General features: G+C 73.9%; 19 protein-coding genes. 14 read left to right on the top strand and 5 right to left on the bottom strand.

Annotated elements, in window-relative coordinates; translation table 11 throughout:
- The 3 genes from ACWEVP_RS20605 to ACWEVP_RS20595 are packed head-to-tail and all read left to right on the top strand — an operon-like array spanning position 1 to position 3,739.
- A complete protein-coding gene (locus tag ACWEVP_RS20605; RefSeq protein ID WP_452064159.1) occupies positions 1 to 399 on the top strand; it encodes a hypothetical protein in 399 nt (132 codons plus the stop codon).
- The gene (locus ACWEVP_RS20600) at positions 396 to 1,124 is read left to right on the top strand and encodes a hypothetical protein (RefSeq protein WP_452064158.1); all 729 of its coding nucleotides are present in this window, start codon (positions 396 to 398) and stop codon (positions 1,122 to 1,124) included. Before ACWEVP_RS20605 ends, ACWEVP_RS20600 begins: the two co-directional genes overlap by 4 nt.
- Positions 1,124 to 3,739, top strand: a complete 2,616-nt coding sequence (locus ACWEVP_RS20595; protein WP_452064157.1) for a cation-translocating P-type ATPase — start codon at positions 1,124 to 1,126, stop codon at positions 3,737 to 3,739. Before ACWEVP_RS20600 ends, ACWEVP_RS20595 begins: the two co-directional genes overlap by 1 nt.
- A 76-nt stretch (positions 3,740 to 3,815) precedes the next feature.
- On the opposite strand, the gene ACWEVP_RS20590 is transcribed toward ACWEVP_RS20595, so the two are convergent.
- Positions 3,816 to 4,265: a universal stress protein gene (locus ACWEVP_RS20590; protein WP_452064156.1), complete on the bottom strand. Its 450-nt coding sequence runs from the start codon at positions 4,263 to 4,265 to the stop codon at positions 3,816 to 3,818.
- 182 nt (positions 4,266 to 4,447) lie between these two features.
- Here ACWEVP_RS20590 and ACWEVP_RS20585 point away from each other — a divergent pair, with 182 nt between their 5' ends.
- Genes ACWEVP_RS20585 through ACWEVP_RS20565 form a run of 5 tightly spaced genes read left to right on the top strand, consistent with a single transcriptional unit; the run spans position 4,448 to position 11,581 of the window.
- Positions 4,448 to 5,431, top strand: a complete 984-nt coding sequence (locus ACWEVP_RS20585; RefSeq protein WP_452064155.1) for an Acg family FMN-binding oxidoreductase — start codon at positions 4,448 to 4,450, stop codon at positions 5,429 to 5,431.
- Positions 5,428 to 7,671, top strand: coding sequence for a phosphoenolpyruvate synthase (gene ppsA, locus ACWEVP_RS20580; RefSeq protein ID WP_452064154.1), 2,244 nt, complete (start codon positions 5,428 to 5,430; stop codon positions 7,669 to 7,671). The genes ACWEVP_RS20585 and ppsA overlap by 4 nt, the downstream gene beginning before the upstream one ends.
- Positions 7,668 to 8,576, top strand: a complete 909-nt coding sequence (locus ACWEVP_RS20575; RefSeq protein WP_452064153.1) for an ABC transporter ATP-binding protein — start codon at positions 7,668 to 7,670, stop codon at positions 8,574 to 8,576. The genes ppsA and ACWEVP_RS20575 overlap by 4 nt, the downstream gene beginning before the upstream one ends.
- Positions 8,573 to 10,165, top strand: coding sequence for an ABC transporter permease (locus tag ACWEVP_RS20570; protein ID WP_452064152.1), 1,593 nt, complete (start codon positions 8,573 to 8,575; stop codon positions 10,163 to 10,165). The genes ACWEVP_RS20575 and ACWEVP_RS20570 overlap by 4 nt, the downstream gene beginning before the upstream one ends.
- Before the next feature lie 21 nt (positions 10,166 to 10,186).
- The gene (locus tag ACWEVP_RS20565) at positions 10,187 to 11,581 is read left to right on the top strand and encodes an MBL fold metallo-hydrolase (RefSeq protein ID WP_452064151.1); all 1,395 of its coding nucleotides are present in this window, start codon (positions 10,187 to 10,189) and stop codon (positions 11,579 to 11,581) included.
- Position 11,582: 1 nt separating this feature from the next.
- Here the strand turns inward: ACWEVP_RS20565 and ACWEVP_RS20560 are convergent, their stop codons facing one another.
- Positions 11,583 to 11,978, bottom strand: a complete 396-nt coding sequence (locus tag ACWEVP_RS20560) for a CBS domain-containing protein (protein ID WP_452064150.1) — start codon at positions 11,976 to 11,978, stop codon at positions 11,583 to 11,585.
- Positions 11,979 to 12,165: 187 nt separating this feature from the next.
- On the opposite strand from ACWEVP_RS20560, the gene ACWEVP_RS20555 reads away from it, so the two are divergent.
- From ACWEVP_RS20555 to ACWEVP_RS20545, 3 genes are read left to right on the top strand one after another with little or no spacing between them, the layout of a single operon-like run.
- The gene (locus ACWEVP_RS20555; protein WP_452064149.1) at positions 12,166 to 12,765 is read left to right on the top strand and encodes an Rv1733c family protein; all 600 of its coding nucleotides are present in this window, start codon (positions 12,166 to 12,168) and stop codon (positions 12,763 to 12,765) included.
- 24 nt (positions 12,766 to 12,789) lie between these two features.
- Positions 12,790 to 13,302 (top strand): universal stress protein, encoded by a 513-nt coding sequence (locus ACWEVP_RS20550; protein WP_452064148.1) that lies wholly within the window; start codon positions 12,790 to 12,792, stop codon positions 13,300 to 13,302.
- An 11-nt stretch (positions 13,303 to 13,313) separates the two neighbouring features.
- Entirely contained in the window at positions 13,314 to 14,012 is a 699-nt protein-coding gene (locus ACWEVP_RS20545) for a CBS domain-containing protein (RefSeq protein WP_452064147.1), read from the top strand.
- 60 nt (positions 14,013 to 14,072) lie between these two features.
- Here the strand turns inward: ACWEVP_RS20545 and ACWEVP_RS20540 are convergent, their stop codons facing one another.
- Positions 14,073 to 15,110, bottom strand: a complete 1,038-nt coding sequence (locus ACWEVP_RS20540; protein ID WP_452064146.1) for a zinc-dependent alcohol dehydrogenase family protein — start codon at positions 15,108 to 15,110, stop codon at positions 14,073 to 14,075.
- Positions 15,111 to 15,180: 70 nt separating this feature from the next.
- On the bottom strand, positions 15,181 to 15,789 hold the full coding sequence (locus tag ACWEVP_RS20535) for a DoxX family membrane protein (protein ID WP_452064145.1): 609 nt from the start codon (positions 15,787 to 15,789) through the stop codon (positions 15,181 to 15,183).
- 211 nt (positions 15,790 to 16,000) lie between these two features.
- Here ACWEVP_RS20535 and ACWEVP_RS20530 point away from each other — a divergent pair, with 211 nt between their 5' ends.
- Positions 16,001 to 16,840: a universal stress protein gene (locus ACWEVP_RS20530; protein ID WP_452064144.1), complete on the top strand. Its 840-nt coding sequence runs from the start codon at positions 16,001 to 16,003 to the stop codon at positions 16,838 to 16,840.
- Here the strand turns inward: ACWEVP_RS20530 and ACWEVP_RS20525 are convergent.
- Complete coding sequence (locus ACWEVP_RS20525; RefSeq protein WP_452064143.1) at positions 16,795 to 17,031, bottom strand: PLD nuclease N-terminal domain-containing protein; 237 nt, start codon at positions 17,029 to 17,031, stop codon at positions 16,795 to 16,797. The two genes, ACWEVP_RS20530 and ACWEVP_RS20525, sit on opposite strands and share 46 nt — an antisense overlap.
- A gap of 150 nt (positions 17,032 to 17,181) precedes the next feature.
- On the opposite strand from ACWEVP_RS20525, the gene ACWEVP_RS20520 reads away from it, so the two are divergent.
- Together ACWEVP_RS20520 and sqr are read left to right on the top strand one after the other, a co-directional pair.
- Positions 17,182 to 17,844 (top strand): CBS domain-containing protein, encoded by a 663-nt coding sequence (locus ACWEVP_RS20520; protein WP_452064142.1) that lies wholly within the window; start codon positions 17,182 to 17,184, stop codon positions 17,842 to 17,844.
- Positions 17,845 to 17,857: 13 nt separating this feature from the next.
- On the top strand, positions 17,858 to 19,102 hold the full coding sequence (gene sqr, locus ACWEVP_RS20515; protein WP_452064141.1) for a type III sulfide quinone reductase, selenoprotein subtype: 1,245 nt from the start codon (positions 17,858 to 17,860) through the stop codon (positions 19,100 to 19,102).
- Positions 19,103 to 19,107 lie beyond the last annotated feature (5 nt).

Below are 19,107 nucleotides of genomic sequence, written 5' to 3'. Positions count from 1 at the left end.
GTGCACGTCCTGCTGACCGAAGCGTCCTTCGGCGACGCCGACTTCCTCGTCCAGCCCCTGCGGGACGCCGGCTGCCTGGTCAGCCGCTGCCACAGCCGCGCGGGCCTGTGCCGCGCGATCGCGGTGGGCGGGCGCTGCCCGCTGGACGAGCCGTTCGCCCAGCCCGACCTGGTCGTCGACGTCCGCGGCCGGGAGGCCGAGCTGACCGCGCGGGAGTTCGGCGTCGTCTGCGCGGTCCGCGACCACGTGCCCGTCGCGCTGGTCTCCCCGGACCCGGACGTCCGCGCGGAAGTGCCGCCGGGCCTGGAGAACCGGGTCACGGTGATCGACGTCGACGGCCTGCTGGCCACCTGCCGGGCCGCCGCCAGACACCTCGGCGTGCCCGTCGCGGGCGGATGACCCGGCCCGGGTTCCGCTGGGACTCCTCGGCCCGGGCGGTCCTCGGCGACGCCCTGGAGCGGCTGGGCCCGAACCGGTGCGTCGCCGAGGTGCGGCCGGACGAGGTCGTGCTGACCGAGCCGCTGTCCCGGCGCGAACGGGCGGGCAACGCGGCCCTGCTCGAATGCGGAGCCGCGTTGTCGACCGTCTGGACCGTCGTGCGGGTGCTGGGCCGCGACCCGGTCGTCACCTTCCCGGCGGACCCGGACCGGCCCGACGTCACCGCCGTCGTCCGCGCCGGCGGCCCGCACGCCCCGACGAGCGGGGAGTGGGCGCGGTACACCGCGCTGCGCGAACTGGACGACCCGGGCCACGGGACGGTCCTCCGCCCGGTCAGCCTCGCCGTGCTCGGCGCGCTGGCCGCCGACGACTTCTGGCCGGACACCGAAGTCCGGATCGTCCGGCCCGGCTGGGTCCCGGCGCTCGAGCGGCTCGGCGCCGACCTCGCCGGCCGGTCCTCGCTGCTGGTGCTCACACCGGCGGACAGCCGCCGCCACCACGTCCTCGCCGGCGCCGCGCTCCACGCCACCCGGCTCGCCGCGGCGGTGCGCGGGCTCGCGTCCGAACACGGCCGGCTGCCCCACCCGGCGCACGCGGAACAGGCGCGCCACGCCGGGGTACTGCCCGGCATCCCGCAGGGGCTGCTGCTCGTCGGCCTCGCCACCCCGAAGCGAAGGAAGGCATGATGACCACCCACCTGAGGACGAAACCGGCCGCCGCCGAGGAGCCGCCGGTCGACGCCCGCGAGCCGGTCGCCCGGCTGCTGCGGGACCTGCGCACCGCCCGGACCGGCCTGACGGCCCGGGAAGCCGCCCGCCGGCTGCAGGTGAGCGGCCCGAACGCGCTGCCTTCGCACGGCGGTCACCGCTGGCCGCTCGCCCTGCTGCGGCAGCTGATCCACCCCCTCGCGCTGCTGCTGTGGGTCGCGGGCGGGCTGGCCTGGATCGCCGGGACGACGAACCTGGCGATCGCCATCGCCGGCGTCATCGTGCTCAACGGGCTGCTGGCGTTCGTCCAGGAACAGCAGGCCGAGAAGGCCGTCGAGGCACTGGGCAGGTACCTGCCCGACCGGGCGCCGGTGCTGCGTGACGGCCAGGTGTGGCACGTGCCGGCGACCGAGCTGGTCCCCGGCGACGTGCTCGTGCTCGAGGAAGGCAACCGGGTCCCGGCCGACGCCCGCCTGATCGACGGCACCGTCGACGTCGACGCGTCGATGCTGACGGGGGAGTCGGTGCCGGTGACGCGGATGGCCGACGCGCACGACGACGCGACGCGCGCGCTCGACTCGCCGGTGCTCGTGTTCAGCGGCACGGTGTGCGTCGCCGGCGCCGCGCACGCCGTCGTCCACGCCACCGGCCGGCACACCGAGATCGGCCGGATCGCCTCCCTTTCCTCGCGGGTCGGGCGCGAGGAAAGCCCGCTCGAACGGCAGGTGCGGCGGGTCGCGTGGCTGATCGCGCTGGTCGCCGTGGTCGTCGGGATCGGGTTCCTGCCCCTGGGCTGGCTGGCCGGGCTGTCGTGGTCGGCGGCGTTCGTGTTCGCGATCGGCCTGCTGGTGGCGAACGTCCCCGAAGGTCTCCTGCCGACGATCACGCTGGCCCTCGCGGCGGGCGTGCGGTCGATGGCGAAGGCGGGCGCGCTGGTCAAGCGCCTCTCGGCGGTCGAGACGCTGGGCTCGACGACGGTGATCTGCACCGACAAGACCGGGACGCTGACGCGCAACGAGATGCGCGTCGAGGAAGTTCTGCCGCTGGGGGAGCCGGAGCCGCTGGTCGGGGCGCTGGCCCGGTGCAGCACCGCGGACGTCGGCGGCGCGAGCGGCGACCCGACCGAGCTGGCCCTGGTGCGGTACGCGCAGGCCCACGGCGCGGATCTGTCCACCCGGGACGCGCACCGGAAGGCGTTGTACCCGTTCGACCCCCGGTTGAAGCGGATGTCCACTGTGGACCTGGTCGGGGACGGACTGCGGGTCTCGGCCAAGGGCGCCCCGGAGCAGATCCTGCCGCGCTGCGTGCTGCCCGCCGAAGAGCGGACCCGCCTCCTCGGGCTCGTCGACGAGATGGCGGGCCGGGCGCTGCGGGTGCTGGCGATCGCGGGCCGTCCGCTGGCGTCGATGCCGGCGGACCGGGCGGAAGCGGAGACCGACCTGCGCCTGCTGGGGCTGGTGGGACTGGTCGACCCGCCGCGGCCGGAGGTCGCCGCGGCGGTGGCGGACTGCCACTCGGCCGGGATCAAGGTCCACGTGGTGACCGGCGACAACGGCCTGACCGCCGCGGAGATCGCGCGCCGCGTCGGCATCGGCGCCGACCGGGTGATCAGCGGCGAGGACCTGGCCGGCCTGCCGGAACCGGCCCTCGACGAGGCGCTGACCGCCGACGGCGAAGTGGTCTTCTCCCGGGCCGCGCCCGAAGACAAGCTACGCATCGCCGACGCGCTGCGCGACTGCGGCGAGGTGGTCGCGATGACGGGCGACGGCGTCAACGACGCACCCGCGCTGCGCCGGGCCGACATCGGGGTGGCGATGGGCGTGGGCGGCACGGACGTCGCGAAGGAAGCGGCGACGGTGGTGCTGACGGACGACAACTTCGCGACGATCGTCGCCGGGGTGCGCGAGGGGCGCCGGGTCTTCGACAACGTCCGGAAGTTCGTGCTCTACATCTTCGCGCACGCGGTGCCGGAGGTCCTGCCGTTCCTGCTGTTCGCGGTGTCGGGCGGGATGATCCCGCTGCCGCTGACGGTGCTGCAGATCCTGGCCATCGACCTGGGGACGGAAACGTTGCCGGCGTTGGCACTCGGCCGCGAACCCGCCGAGCCGGGGCTGATGTCCCGGCGCCCGCGCCGCCGGTCGGAGGGCGTGGTGACGGGCCGGATGCTGCTGCGCGCGTGGGGGATCATGGGCCTGGTGTCGGGGGCGCTGGTGCTGGGAGCGTTCTTCGCGGTGCTGTCCGCGGCGGGCTGGCACCCGGGCGCGGACGTCTCGACGGGCAGTCTGCACGAGGCGTACCTGCAGGCGACGACGGCGAGCTTCGCGGCGATCGTGTTCTGCCAGGTGGGAACGGCGTTCGCGGCCCGCACGGAAAGGGTGTCGCTGCGCTCGGTGGGCTTGACGACGAACCGGCTGCTGCTCGGCGGGATCGCGTTCGAGCTGGTGTTCGCGGCGGCGTTGATCTACCTGCCGCCCCTGCAGTCGCTGTTCGGAACGGCGGCGCTGCCGGCCTGGGTGGTGGCGATGCTGCTGCCGATGCCGGTGCTGGTGTGGGGCGCGGACGAGCTGTTCCGCTGGGCCACCCGGCGGCGCTGAGCGGCCGGCCCCGGAAACCGGGCTGCCCCCTCGCCGGCGTCAGTCGCCGGAAGGGGGCAGCCGGGACCCCGGCTTTTCACGCCGGGGTGAGGCGGTGTGCGGCCTCCGGGGTGATGACCACGACGGGGCACCGCGAAAAGCGCACGCACTCCCGCCCCACGCTGCCCAGGACCAGATCCGCCATCGCGCCGCCGCGGTGGGTGCCCAGTACCAGCAGGTCCGCGTCCGCCGATGCCGTCACCAGTTCCGTCGCCGGGTCGCCGTGGACCGTCCGGGTCTCGAGCGTCGCCTCCGTGGCGATGTCCAGGCTCGCGATGTGCGACTCCAGCGAGAAGCCCACCTCGGGGACCCGGCCGTGCGGCTGGATGGTGAACGACGCTCCCGGCAGCAGCGAGTCGCGGGGGCGGACCAGCATCGCGCGGACCGTGTCGCCCGCGTGCGCGCCGATCTCCAGCGCCCAGCGCAGTGCCGCGTCGCCGCGGGGCGAACCGTCCGTTCCGACGACGATCACGCGTCCGATGCTCATGGCGTCCTTCTTTCTCTCCGGCGTTGCCCCGATCGTGCGGTCGGGCGCGGACGGCCGGTAGGGGACGAATTCCGCCGGACCGAGGGACTTTGTGCTCCGGTGCCCGCCGGGCGGCCGCGGCGACCATGACGGTCGGCGGAGCGTCCGGTCTCCGCGCGAGGGAGCGAGGAGGAGTGAGCGCGATGACCGCCGCCGCACCGGCCGCACTGACCTCCGACCAGATCGGGGTCCTCGCCCGGGCCGTGAGCCGGGCGCCGTCGGTGCACAACAGCCAGCCCTGGCAGCTGCTCGTCCGCGGCACCGAGGTCGACCTGCTGGAGCGGCGGGAGGTCCGGCTGCGCCGGCACGACCCGTTCGGCCGGGACCGGCTGCTGTCCTGCGGTGCCGCGGTGACCAACCTCGAGCTGGCCGTCCGGGCGCTCGGCCGGGACTGCCACGTCGACCTGCGCGACCGCGGTGACGTGGTGGCGACGGCGACGATCGGCCGCCCGCGCGCGGCTTCCGCCCGCGCCTACGCGCTGTACCAGGCGATCGGCCGCCGGCGCAGTCACCGGCACCGGTTCTTCCACGGCCGTGTCTCGGCCGAGGTGCGCGCCGCGGTGGCCGCCGCGGGCGAGACGGCCGGCGTGCACGTCGTCGTCCCGGGACACCTGGACAAACTGGCCGAACTCCTCGGCTTCGCCACGCGCGTGCTTCGCGCGGACCTCGGCTACCAGCGCGAACTCCGGTTGTGGATCGCCCACACGCACGGCTGGGACGCCATCGGCGACGGCATCGCGGAGGAGGCGCTCAGCGCCGAGGCCCTGCCGGTGGCCGGGCTCGTCCGCGAGGACACACCGGTCCCGGACGACGCCGTCCTCGCCGACCGGCTCGCCGCGGAGAACCTGCTGGTCTTCTGCACCGACGACGACAGCAGGCTGGACCGGCTGGCCGCCGGCGCGGCCCTGGAGCGCAGCTGGCTCACCGCGGCGTCCAAGGCGCTCGCCGGCTCGGTGCTCACGCAACCGTTGCAGCTCACCGGCTTCCGGGCGCGGCTCGTCTCGGAACTGGCGTTGCCCGGGCTGCCGCAGGCGATCTTCCGCTTCGGCTACCCGGCCGTCCCGGCGGCACCCTCACCCCGGCTGCCGCTCGGCGAGCTGTTCCCACCCCCAGGAGGACCCCGATGACCTACGTACGCGACCTGTCCGAGATCCGGCTCGCCGACGACGAGACCGTCGGCGGCAAGGGCGCCAACCTCGGCGAGCTCATCGCGGCCGGCTTCCCCGTACCGGGCGGTTTCGTCGTGTCCCGGGACGGCTACTGGGCGGCGCTGGAAAAGGCCGGCGTCCGTGCCGAGGTGGCCGACCTGCACGCCAAGGCACTGGCCAATGTGGACGACGCCGAGTTCCTGGCCGAGCAGTGCGATCGCATCCGCGACCTCGTCCGCCTCGCCGGCCTCACGGGCGAACTGCGGGAGGAGATCGCCCGTGGCTACCGCGCGCTCGGCGCGTCGACGCCGGTCGCGATCCGGTCCTCGGCCACCGGGGAGGACGGCGCCGAAGCCTCCTTCGCCGGGATGAACGCCACCTACACCAACATCTGGGGCGACCACGCGGTCGCCGAGCACGTCATCGACTGCTGGACCTCGCTGTTCAGCCCGCGCGTCGTCAGCTACCGGGCCAGCCGGGGCTTCACCGGCGAGCCGGCGATCGCCGTCGTCGTGCAGCGCATGATCCACTCCGAGCGCTCCGGGGTGATCTTCACCGCCGACCCGCGCAGCGGCGACCGGGAGCGCCTGGTCGTCGAAGCCGTGTTCGGCCAGGGGGAAGCGATCGTCAGCGGGGCGGTCGAGCCCGACACCTACGTCGTCGGCAAACGGGACCTGCTGATCCTGTCCGTCCGCATCGGCAAGCAGACGCACAAGATCATCGCGGACGAAGCCGGCGGTGACGTCACCATCAGGCTGCCGGAGCCCGCGGGCGGGCGCCGGGTGCTGAGCGACACCGCCGTGCTCGAACTGGCCCGGATGGCCGGCCGGGTGGAGGAGCACTACGGCGTCCCGCAGGACATCGAGTTCGCGATCGCCGACCACGAGATCTTCCTGGTGCAGTCACGGCCGATCACGACGCTGCCGCCGGCCGCCCCGGCGAATTCCACGGCGCTGGTGACCGGGCTCGGGGCGTCGCCGGGCGAAGGCAGCGGCGCGGTGCGCGTCCTGCACGACCCGGTCGAGGCGAGGCACCTGCGCGACGGCGAGATCCTGGTCGCGCCGATGACCAACCCCGACTGGGTGCCCGCGATCCGCCGGGCGGCCGCGGTGGTCACCGACGGCGGCGGGATGACCTGCCACGCGGCCGTCGTCGCCCGCGAACTCGGGGTGCCCGCGGTCGTCGGCACCGGCGACGCGACCCGCGTCCTGGCCGACCGCAGCCTGGTCACCGTCGACGGCACCCAGGGCGAGGTCCGCCCCGGGGCGGCCGGGCACGAGGCCGCCCGCACCGCCCCGGTCGTGGCTCCGGTGACGCCCGAAGCGATCGGCACCAGGCTGTACGTCAACCTCGCCCTGCCCGAGCACGCCGAAGAGGTCGCCGCGCAGGCGGTCGACGGTGTCGGCCTGCTGCGCGCGGAGTTCCTCCTGACCGAAGCCCTCGGCGGCCGGCACCCGCGGGACCTGCTCGCCAAGGGCGAAGAACGGTCCTTCGTGGACAAAATGGCCGAGTCGCTGCTGAAGATCACCAAGCCCTTCGGCACGCGCCCGGTCGTCTACCGGGCGACCGACCTGCGCACCAACGAGTTCCGCGGCCTGGCGGGCGGCGAAGCGTTCGAGCCGGTCGAAAACAACCCGATGATCGGCTACCGCGGCTGCTACCGGTACGTGCGGGAACGCGACTTGTTCGCCCTGGAGCTGGAAACCCTGGCGCGGGTGCGCGAGCAGTCGCCGAACCTGCACCTGATGATCCCGTTCGTGCGGACCAAGTGGGAGCTCGAGCGGTGCCTGGAGCTGGTCGACGCGAGCCCGCTGGGCCGGCAGCGCGGCCTGCACCGCTGGGTGATGGCCGAGGTGCCGTCGGTCGTGCACTGGCTGCCCGAATACGCGGGCATGGGCATCGACGGCGTCTCCATCGGCAGCAACGACCTCACCCAGCTGATGCTGGGCGTCGACCGCGACTCCGGCGAGTGCGCGGAACTGTTCGACGAGGCCGACCCGGCGGTGCTCGACGCCATCGAGCGGATCGTCCGCGTCGCGCGGCACCGCGGGATCACCTCGTCCCTGTGCGGCCAGGCGCCGTCGACCAAGCCCGGCTTCGCCGAGCACCTGGTGCGCTTCGGGATCACGTCGATCTCGGTCAACCCCGACGTCATCGGGACCGCCCGCGCGGCGATCGCTTCGGCCGAGCGCCGCATCCTGCTGGAGGCGACGCGATGAGCGCGGCGATCGAGATCCGGGGGCTGCGGAAGTCCTTCGGCCGCACCCGCGCGCTCGACGGGCTCGACCTCACCGTCGAAACCGGCGAAGTGCACGGCTTCCTCGGGCCGAACGGCGCCGGCAAGACGACCACCCTGCGGCTGCTGCTGGGGCTGCTGCGCGCCGACGCCGGCGAGATGCGGCTGCTCGGCGGCGACCCCTGGCGCGACGCCGTCGCGCTGCACCGGCGGCTCGCGTACGTGCCGGGGGAGGTCTCGCTGTGGCCGAACCTCACCGGCGGGGAGGTCATCGACCTGCTCGGCCGGCTGCGCGGCGGCCTGGATCCCGTGCGCCGCAAGCGGTACCTGGACCGCTTCGAGCTCGACCCGCGGATCAAGGGCCGCGCCTACTCGAAGGGCAACCGGCAGAAGGTCGCCGTCGTCGCGGCCCTCGCCTCGGACGTCGAGCTGCTGCTGCTCGACGAGCCGACCGCGGGCCTCGACCCGCTGATGGAGGAGGTCTTCCGCGAGTGCGTCCGGGAGGAACGCGAGCGGGGCCGCACGATCCTGCTGTCCAGCCACATCCTCTCCGAAGCCGAAGCGCTGTGCGACCGGGTCGGCATCATCCGCGGCGGCAGGCTGGTGGACTCGGGCAGCCTCGACGACCTGCGCCACCTGACCCGCACCACCATCACCGCCCGGCTCGCGGGCGCACCGGACGGCCTCGCGAAGCTGCCCGGGGTGCACGACTTCGCCCTGGACGGCGCCGACGTCCGGCTGACCGTCGACACCGCCGCGTTGTCGCCGGTGCTCGCCGCGCTCGGCAAGTGCGGCGTGCACAGCCTGGTCAGCCGGCCGCCGACCCTCGAAGAGCTCTTCCTGCGGCACTACCGCGCCGAACCGGCCACGGAGGCGGTGCCGGTATGAGCGGCGCCTTCACCGGCACCGGCGCGCTGGTCCGGCTGGCGCTGCGGCGGGACCGCGTCCGCTTGCCGGTGTGGATCGCCGTGTTCGCGGCGACGGCGGCCTCCTCCGCCGCCGCGACGATGGCGGTCTACCCGACCGACGCCGACCTGCGGGCGGCGGCCGCGAGCATCAACGGCGTGCCGTCGCTGCGGGCGCTCTACGGTCCGGTGCACGAGGCGACCCTCGGGGCGACCTCGGTGTTCAAGCTGACCGCGTTCGGAGCCGCGCTGGCCGGGCTGCTGATGATCTTCACCGCGGTCCGGCACACCCGGGCCGAGGAGGAAGCCGGGCGCCGTGAGCTGCTCGGGGCCACGGTCGTGGGCCGGTACGCCGGCCTCGCCGCCGGGCTGGCCGTGACGGCGGGGGCGAGCGTCTCGCTCGGCGTGGTCACCGCTGCGGCCCTCGCCGCGACCGGGCTGCCCGTGTCCGGCTCGCTGGCCTTCGGGCTCTGCTGGACGGCCGCGGGCCTGGTCTTCGGCGCCGCCGCGGCGGTGACCGCCCAGCTGACCAGAAGCGCCCGGTCCGCCTCGGGCCTGGCCGTGCTCGCCCTGGTCGTGGCGTACTTACTGCGCGCGGTGGGCGACTCGTCGGGACCCGGCCGGCTGACGTGGACCTCGCCGATCGGGTGGAGCGAAGAGGTCCGCCCGTACGCCGGCGACGTCTGGTGGGTGCTCGTGCTCCCGGCCGGCACGGCCGCGCTGCTCGGCGGGCTGGCGATCGCCCTCGCCCGGCTCCGCGATCTCGGCGCGGGCCTGCTGCCCGACCACCCCGGTCCGGCCGGAGCGGGGAAGTCGCTGCGCAGCCCGTGGGCGCTGGCGTGGCGGCTCAACCGCGGCACCCTCGCCGTCTGGGCGAGCGCATACGTGCTGCTCGGGATGGTGTGCGGCAGCCTGGCCGGCACCGTCGGCTCGATGCTGACGAACGCGCAGGCGCAGGCGATGATCACCGCGCTGGGCGGCGAGAAAGGCATCTCCGACGCGTTCCTCGCGGCGGAACTGGCGATGGCCGGCGTGATCACGTCCACCTACGTGATCGCCGTGCTGGCCCGGCTGCACGCCGAGGAGCGGGCCCTGCGGGTGGAACCGCTGCTGGCGGCCGCGGTGGACCGGCGCCGGCTCCTGGGCGGCTACCTCGTGTTCGCGGCGGTGGCGCCGGCGGTCCTGCTGGCCGCGCTCGGCCTGGCGGCCGGGCTGACCAACGGCGCGCACACCGGGCGGGTCGGGCCCGAGGTGGCCCGGCTGACCGGCGCGGCGCTGGGGCAGCTGCCGGCGGTCTGGGTGCTGACCGGGATCGCGACGGTCGTGGCCGGCCTGTTCGGTCGCGCGCTGACCGCGGCGTGGATCGCGCTGGTGGCGTTCCTGCTGCTCGGCGAGTTCGGCGCGCTGCTGAAGCTCGACCAGTGGGTGCTCGACCTGTCGCCGTTCACGCATTCGCCGAAGCTGCCGGGCTCGGTGCTGCACGCGGCGCCGTTGCTCTGGCTCACCGCGCTCGGGGCCGCGCTGGTCGCGGCCGGCGTGGCGGGGTTCCGCCGGCGGGACATCGCCGGCTGAGCACAGAAAGGGGACGAAGCGATGTCCGAGGGTTCCCGCGCCGCCGCGCTCAGCGCCGCCCGGCGGGCGTCCGCCCGCTACCGCACCAGCCCGTGGCCGGGCGGGCTCCACGTGACCGGTCACCACACGGCGTCCCACCCCGACCCCGTGCTGACCTTCCTGGGCGGGATCGGCTGCGCCCGCTACCTCCTCGAGACCCCGGACACGAAGCTCGTGGTCGGGTGCGGGCTGTTCGCCGGGCCGGGCGCAATGTGGCGCCGCAACTTTTCGCCGTGCCCGGACGAGCTGCACGCGGCCGACGCGGTCATCCTGCCGGGCGCCGGCCTCGGGCACGCCGGGTTCCTGCCGCAGCTGGTCGCCGAAGGCTGGCACGGCCCGGTGTTCGCGACCCCCGGGACGGCCGCGCTGCTGCCGGTGGCGCTGTCCGATGCCGCGAAGCAGTTCGCGGAGGACGAGCACCCGTTCGGCGTCACGCTGCCGCCGTTCCGGCCGGAAGACGTCACCCGGGCCGTCGCGCTCGTGCGGCCGGTCGAGTTCGGCTCGCTCCGGCGGCTCGAAGGCGCCGAATTCGAGTTCGGCCGCGCGGGCGGCCGGCTCGGGGCGGCCTGGGTGCGGATCCGCGCCGGCGGCCGGTCGGTCGTGTTCGCGGGCCCGCTCGGCGCCGCCGGCCACCCGCTGCTGCGCCCGCCGGACCCGCGGCCGCGCTCGGACGTCCTCGTGCTCGCCGCCGCGCAGCCGCCGGGGGACGGGCACCTGGCGGGCCGGTTCGCCGCGGCCGTGCACCGCGCGGTGCGCCGGGGCGGCAGCGTCGTGGTCCCGGCGTCCGCGGTCGGTGGCACCGAGGTGCTGCTGACGATGGTGCGGGACCTCCTGGACGCAGGGGAGATCCCGCGGCTGCCGGTCGTCCTGGACGGTGGCGCCGGGCTCGACGTCCACCGACGGGCGATCGCCGGGCGCTGGCACGAGCTGCGCCGTGACGGCCGGTTCGAGCTGCCCGAGCTGCTCCCGGAGGTGCCGGACCGGCCGTCGATCATCGTGGCCGGGCTGGAGACGGCGGATTCGGGCCGGGTGCTGCGGCACCTGGCGGCCCTGGTGCCGGACGCGCGCAACGGCGTCGTGCTGCTGGGGCACCCCGCGCCGGGCACGCGGGCCGCGCGGCTCGCGGAGGGCGCGCGCCAGCTGAAGATCCACGGGCGGTACGTACCGGTCCGGGCCGAGGTGACGGCGCTGGGCGGCACGGGCGAGTTCGCCGGCCCGGCCGAGGTACTGGAGTGGGCGAGGGCGACCCCGGCCCCGGAGACGGCGTTCGTCGTCGAAGGGGAGGAGCGGCCGTCGCACGCGCTGGCGAAGGCGCTGCACGCCGAGGCGGGCTGGTGCGCGGTGGTGCCCGGGGACGGCGAACGGGTCCTGTGCTGAGTCACGCGTGCTGCGCGCGCAGCACGTCCTGGAAGGTGATCATGCCGATCACCCGCCTGCCTTCGACGACCGGCGCCGAGCGGACCCCGGCGTCGGTCATCCGCCGCGCCAGCTCGCGCACGTCGGTGTCGGCCGGCACGGCCAGGCCGGAGGTGCGCATGACCGACGCCGCGGTGCGGCCGCGATTGTCGAGCATCACCCCGGTTTCCGGGTCGCCGGCGGGTTCGGGCACCCGGAGGATGTCCACTTCGGACACCAGGCCGAGCAGCCGCCCGTCGGCGTCGACCACCGGCATCGTGGTGAACCCGTGGCCGGTCATCGTCGCGGCGGCCTCGTCGAGCGTCGCCGACGGGCTCAAGGCGAACGTCGGGGAGGTCATGATGTCGCGTGCGCGCATGGTCGGAGCTCCGTTCCGGTCGGCTGGTCCGACCATCCCCGGCGCTCGCCCGGCACGCACAGGGTCCTAAGTCCCCAGGCAGGCTGCCGACGGGCTCCGGGCCGGGGTCCAAGGCCTCTTCGGACGGGCCGGGAAACCGGCGATGCTGGACGCGGAAAGGACCACCGGCACCGAAAGGGCGGATACCATGAGCACGTCGTCGAGCCCGCTCGCGCGGATGTGGCACACCGTCGCGCCCCGGCGCGGTTCGGTGGCGCGCGTGTCGGACCGGATCCAGGCCGGGATCGCGATCCTGGTGGCGCTGCTGGCTTTCGTCGCGCTGCCGGTCGCCGCCAGCTTCGGCTCGGAAACCTATGTGCGGCAACAGGAGCAGTCCACCCAGCAGCTGGGGGAGCGCACGCGGACGACCGCGACCCTGCTCGCCGACGGGCCGGCCATCACGGTCAGCTCCCGCGCCGGTGTCGTCGGCAGCGGGGAACCCACCGACGCGACCTGGACGCTTCCGGACGGCACCCGCCGCGTCGGCAAGGTCGTCGCCGACCAGGGCACGCTCAAGGGGGACACGCTGACCGTCTGGGTGGACCGGGACGGCACCGTGGTGGACCCGCCGCTCAGCGGCGCCGGGGTGGTCATCGACGCCGTCGGGGTCGGGCTGGGCCTGTGGGTCGCGACGCTCCTGCTGCTGGTGGCCTGCTACCGGGTCGTCGTGTTCTCCCTCGACCGCGTCCGCTACGCCCGCTGGCAGCAGGAGTGGTTCGCCGACCAGGACCGCAAGACCCATTCTTGAGAACGAGGAGAAGGTGAAACCGATATGACCACGGCAAACCAGGGCGACATCGTCGTCGGTGTCGACCATTCGGCGGTCAGCGTGGCCGCCCTGCGCTGGGCGGCGGCGGAAGCCGCGCAAAGCGGCCGCGAGGTCGTGGCCCTGCGGGCGTGGACGTTCGAACCGGTCTACGACCTCGGCGCGGCCGTCGCCGGGACGCCGCAGACGGTCGCGGAGCGGGAGCGGCAGCAGCTCGACGACGTCGTCGGCGAGGTGCGCGCCGAGCACCCGGGCGTGGCCATCCGGGCCGAGCTGGCCGAGCACTCGGCCACGGTGGCGCTGGAGGAGGCGTCGAAGACCGCGGCGATGCTCGTGCTCGGCAGCCACGGGCGCGGCCGGCTGCTGAAGCTGCTCGTCGGCTCGGTCGCCGAGCACTGCCTGCGCGAGGCGAGCTGCCCGGTCGTGGTCATCCCGGCGCGGACCGTCCCGGAGCCGGAGAAGAGCACGGTGCCGGACGCGGAACCCGCGGCCACGTACTACCCCGGGCCGCTGCTGTGAAGGAGATCGAGATGCCCAGTCGTCGCAAGGTGGGCTCGGTCATGACGACCGACGTCGCCACCGTCGGCCCGGACACGCCGTTCAAGGCGGTCGCCGTCCTGCTGGCCTCGTGGAACATCAGCGGCGCTCCGGTGGTGGACGACGACGGGCTCGTGCTCGGCGTCGTTTCGCAGGGCGACCTGCTCGAGCGCGAAGCTCCGCACGGGCTGCTCCAGCCCGGCGCACGGCAGGCGAAGCGGAAGGCGGGGGCGGCGTTCGTCGCCGACCTGATGACGAGCCCGGCGATCACCGTGCGGGCCGAGGACGACGTCACGGTGGCCGCGAAACTGCTGGAGCAGCACCACTTCCACCGCCTGCCGGTGGTCGACGGGGAAGGGAAGCTCGCCGGGGTGGTGTCCCGTTCGGACCTGCTGCGGGTGTTCCTGCGCACGGACCGGGAGATCCGCGACGAGGTCCGGGACGAGGTGCTGCTGCGTGACATGGCCCTGGATCCCTCGGCGCTGTACGTCGCGGTGCACAACGGGATCGTGACGCTGAACGGCACGGTCGAACGGGAGAGCATGGTCCCGGTGATCACCGCGCTGGTCCGCCGGGTCGACGGCGTCGTGGAGGTGCGGCAGAACCTGAAGGGGCACTTCGACGACCGCGGCGTGTCGCCGCTGCCGCCGGGCCCGGTCGGCGTGCTCAGCCCGCACAAACCGCACAACTGAAGCGAGCACGGCAAAACGGGTCACCGTCCACATCGGACGGTGGCCCGTTTCGGTGCGGGCTCAGCTGCGGAACAGCGCGACCTTCAACGCGTTGCTGTCCTGCGGGTGGGCGAAGACGTCGTACGCCTCGTCCATCTCGTCGAGGCCGAACCGGTGGGTGACGAACCGGCTCGTGTCCAGGCGGCCGGCCGCGAGCATCCGCAGCAGCATCGGGGTGCTGGACGTGTCGACCAGGCCCGTCGTGATCGTGACGTTCTTGATCCAGAGCTCCTCCAGGTGCAGCGTCGCCGGCGCGCCGTGCACCCCGACGTTCGCGACGTGCCCGCCCGGGCGGACCAGCTTCGTGCACAGCTCGAACGTCTCCGGGACGCCGACCGCCTCGATCGCGACGTCCGCGCCGAGCCCGCCGCTCGCCTCGGCGACCGCGGCCGCAGCCTCGCCCGGCGGCACCATCAGGTCGGCGCCGAACGACTTCGCCGCGTCGAGGCGAGCCGGTTCCTGGTCGACGACGATGATCGTGCTGGGCGCGAACAGCTGCGCGTTCGTGATGGCGGCCAGCCCGATCGGGCCGGCACCGATGATGACCACGGTGTCGCCCGGCTTGACGGCGCCGTTGCGGACGCCGACTTCGTACGACGTCGGCACGATGTCCGCGAGCATCAGCGCCGACTCGTCGCTGACCCCGGACGGCAGCACATACGTCGAGGTGTCGGCGAACGGGACCCGCGCGAACTCCGCCTGGACGCCGTCGGTCGTGTGCCCGAGGATCCAGCCCCCGCCGCCGAGGCACTGGCCGTAAGAGGCCTTGCGGCAGTATTCGCACCGGCCGCACGCGGAGATGCACGACACCAGGACCTTGTCGCCGGGCTTGACGGCGGTGACGGCGGCGCCGGTCTCGACGATCGTGCCCACCGCTTCGTGGCCGAGGATCCGGCCGCGCTCCACCTCGGGCACGTCACCCTTGAGGATGTGCAGGTCGGTGCCGCAGATGGTGACCGCCTCGACCCGCACGATCGCGTCGGTCGGCGCGGTGAGCTCGGGGTCGGCGTGGCCGGTCCAGCTGCGCCGGCCGGGGCCGTCGTACACGAGTGCCTTCATCTTTCCTTCTTCCTCGAGACAGGAAAACGGGCGCCCGCCGGCCGGCGGGCGCCCAGGGAACGGATCGGTGTCAGCGCAGCCACTTGCGGTCGCCGACCAAGGCGGCCCAGCGGTGGCCGAGTCCCCACGTGTTCCCGGCCGACGCGGCGGCCAGCGCGATGAGGACCAGCGCGTAGATGATGTGGTAGTCGACGATCGGGTTCGTCGAGTGCGTCGCCTCGCCGGTGCTCATGCTCTGCGCGAGCGGCCATTCGGCGGCCCACATCATGAGCATCATCAGCGAGCCCGCGGCGGCGCTCAGCCGCAGCCCGACGCCCGCGATCACGGCGATGCCGATGCCGCCGAGGCCGAGCATGAACAGCCAGTCGGCCCACCAGGTGCCGGCCCAGGAGTGGAACATCGACTCGAACGGGCCGACGTGGACGCTGCTGAGGAAGCCCTTGGTCGGCGAGCCACCGTTGATCCAGGCGCCCTTGGCCGGGGTCGCGTAGCCGAGGCCGAACAGCTTGTCCAGGAACGCCCACAGGAAGATGAACCCCGTGGCGACCCGCAGGACGGCCAGGGACTTCCCGGCGACGGTGGGTCCGGCGACGAAGTCGGGGACCGGCGCCGGTTCGGTGGCCCGGTGGTTCGGAACCTGGGCCGAGGTGGTCTTCTTTTCGTCCGGTCGGATGGACATAGGGAAACCTCCGTTCGTTTCGGTGCTGCGATCAGTCTCGGCCGCGGCAAGGGCCGTAGCTGGGGCCGAAGGTCACCGGGCGGGAGGCCCTTGGGCGCCGCTTCACCGGGAGTGCGCGGAATGGACCGAAGTCCTCGCGAAAGGGGGGCCGAAGCCTCGCGCCTCCGGCGGCTTCCGCCGGTTGACTCCCGGTGTCGAAAGGGGAAATCCGATGAGTGGCTCGGAACTCGTGGTCGGCGTCGACGGCTCGGCCAGTGCGCTCACGGCGGTCCGGTGGGCCGCGGGCGTCGCACGGGAACGGAATCTCGGGGTACGGCTGGTCCGCGCGCTGCCGGGACTGCCCGCGCCCTACCCGAGGGCCGATCCGATGTACGAGCAGCTGCTGGACGCGGCTTCGGCGCAGAGCCGGGTCATCCTGGACGAGGCTCGCGACGCCGTCACGGACGTCCGCGTCCGGACGGTGCTGCGCCCCGAACAGCCGGCGGATGCCCTGGTCGCCGAATCCGGTGACGCCGCGATGCTCGTGCTGGGCACGCCGGGACTGCGCCCGCTCGGCCGGATCCTGCTCGGGTCGGTCACGGTGGCGCTCGCGGCGCACGCGCACTGCCCGGTGGCTCTGGTCCGCCCGCACCCCGGCGAAGACGAGCCCCCGGCCGAAGGACCGGTGGTGGTGGGCGTCGACGGCAGCCCGGCGAGCGAGGAGGCCATCGCGATCGCCTTCGAAGAAGCGTCCTGGCGGAAGGCGCGGTTGCTGGCGGTGCACTGCTACCACGACGGCTGGTGGGGCGAAGGCGAGCCCTACGCGCGCGAACTGCTGGCCCAGCGGCTCGCCGGCTGGCAGGAGAAGTACCCGGACGTCGTCGTCGACCGCGAGGTGGTCGCCGGGCGGCCCGCCGAGCGGCTGCTCGACTTCGCCGACCGCGCGCAGCTCCTGGTGGCCGGCAGCCGCGGCCGGGGCGGGCTCGGCGGCCTGGCCCTCGGTTCGGCGAGCCAGGCACTGATGTCCTACGCGCTGTGCCCGGTCGTCGTGGCGCGTCCGCGCGCGAAGTAGAGCACCGGACCGACGAAGTTCACCGCGATCGCCAGGGCCCACACCCACTTCGGGCCGCGAACCTGCGTGGCGGGCCGGTGAGCCAGGTCCCACCACGCCGCCGCGGCGAGCATCAGCTGGACGCTCGCCGCGAAGCGGATCCGGCCGCGCTGCCGGGGGCTCAGGTCGCGCCACCGCTTGTGGTCTGTCATCTCGCGCCTCCTTCGGTCCGGCTTTCCAGGCAAGTGCGGCCGCGGGCGGGCGCAAAGGGGCCAAAGGCCCCCGGACCGGGGACCGTCGCCCACTTCGGGGGGTGCGGCCCGTTCCTACCGTGGGGTCAAAGCCTGTGACGGAGGTGTGCCATGCGCGGTCCGCTGGTGTCCGACCTGATGACCCGGCCGGTGGTGTCCGCCGGCCCCGGGACGCCGTTCAAGGAGCTGGTCTCCCTGCTGGCCGAGAACGGCATCGCGACGCTGCCGGTGGTCGACCAGCACCACCGCCCGATCGGCGTGGTCGACGAGGCGGATCTGCTGGCCCGCCACCGCCACGAGGCGGGCCGGCCGGAGCCGGTGCTGTGGAAGCGCCGGGTGTGGACCAAGGCCCAGGGGCTGACCGCGCGCGAGCTGATGACCCGCCGCGTGCCCACGATCGCCAAGGACGAGCCGGTGACCGGCGCGGCCCGGCGGCTGGTCGAGGCGAACCTGCGGTGCCTGTACGTGGTCGACGGCTCGGGGCGGCTGGTCGGCGTCCTCGCCCGGCGCGACGTCCTGCGCGCCTTCCTGCGCCCGGACGAGGAGATCAAGGAAACCGTCGAGCGGGACGTGCTCCGGCGGTCGATCTGGGCGGACCCCGCGACGGTCACCGTGCAGGTCGACGACGGCATCGTGACGTTGAACGGCGTGATCGACCGGCGCAGCGAGGTCGAGCGCGCCGAATGGCTGACCGGATCGGTGCCCGGCGTCGTCGCGGTGCGCAACCGCCTGAAGTACGCCCAGGACGACGGCACGGCCGCCGGACTGCGCTGATCGGAGCGAAGTGATGAAACGCATCGTCATCCTGGGCGGGGGAACCGGTGGGACCCTCGCGGCGAACCGCCTGCGCCGCGACTACGGCGACGGCGCGGAGATCACCGTCGTCGACCGCGACGACCACCACGTGTACCAGCCGGGGCTGCTGTTCGTGCCGTTCGGCATGGCCGACGCCGAGGAGCTCGTCCGCTCGCGCCCGCGGCAGCTGGCGGCCGGGATCGGCTACCACCGCGGCGAAGTCGAGCGGGTCGACGTCGAGGCCGACCGCGTGCACCTGGCCGACGGGACCGTCCTCGGCTACGACGCCCTGGTGATCGCCAGCGGCGCCCGGCTGCTGCCCGAGGAGACCGAAGGCCTCACCGGACCGGGCTGGCGTTCGCACGTCGACACCTTCTACGACCTCGACGGCGCGGCCGGGCTCGCTTCGGCACTCGCGGGGTTCGACGGTGGCAGGCTGGTGGTGAACGTGGTCGACCTGCCGGTCAAGTGCCCGGTGGCGCCGCTGGAGTTCTGCTTCCTCGCCGACTGGTTCTTCACCGAACGCGGCATCCGCGACCGGGTCGAGCTGGTCTACGCGACGCCGCTCGACGCCGCGTTCACCAAGCCGGTGGCCGCGCGGGCTCTCGCCGGGATCCTCGAGGCCAAGGGCATCAAGCTGGTGACCGAGTTCACCACCGGCGAGGTCGACGGGGCCGCCGGCAAGCTCGTCTCCTTCGACGGCCGGGAGATCGGCTTCGACCAGGCGGTCGTCGTCCCGCTGCACGGCGGAGCGTCCTATGTGGACCGATCGCCGGGCCTGGGCGACGAGCTCGGGTTCGTCCGCGCCGACGAGCACACGTTGCGCGCCAAGGTCAAGGACAACGTCTTCGTCCTCGGCGACGCGGCCTCCGTGCCGGCGTCGAAGGCCGGCTCGGTGACGCACTTCGAGGGCGAGGTGCTGGCCCGCAACGTCGGGCAGTTCCTGGACGGCAGGCCGCTCGACGCGAGCTTCGACGGGCACACGAACTGCTTCATCGAGAGCGGGTTCGGCAAGGCCCTGCTCATCGACTTCAACTACGACACCGAACCGCTGCCCGGCCACTACCCGGCCGAAGCCGGTCTGCCGCTGCTCAAGGAGTCGCGGCTCAACCACCTCGGGAAGCTGATGTTCTCGTGGTTCTACTGGCACAGCCTGCTCCCCGGCCGGGACCTGCCCGGCGTGTCGAGCGCGATGCCCCGCGCGGGCAAGCGCTTCCCGGTTCCCGTCGAACGATAGGAGCG

This window comes from Amycolatopsis sp. NPDC003865 (genome assembly GCF_053605345.1).
Note: the sequence above shows the minus strand (reverse complement) of the source record. Positions and strands in the feature narration are given on the sequence as shown.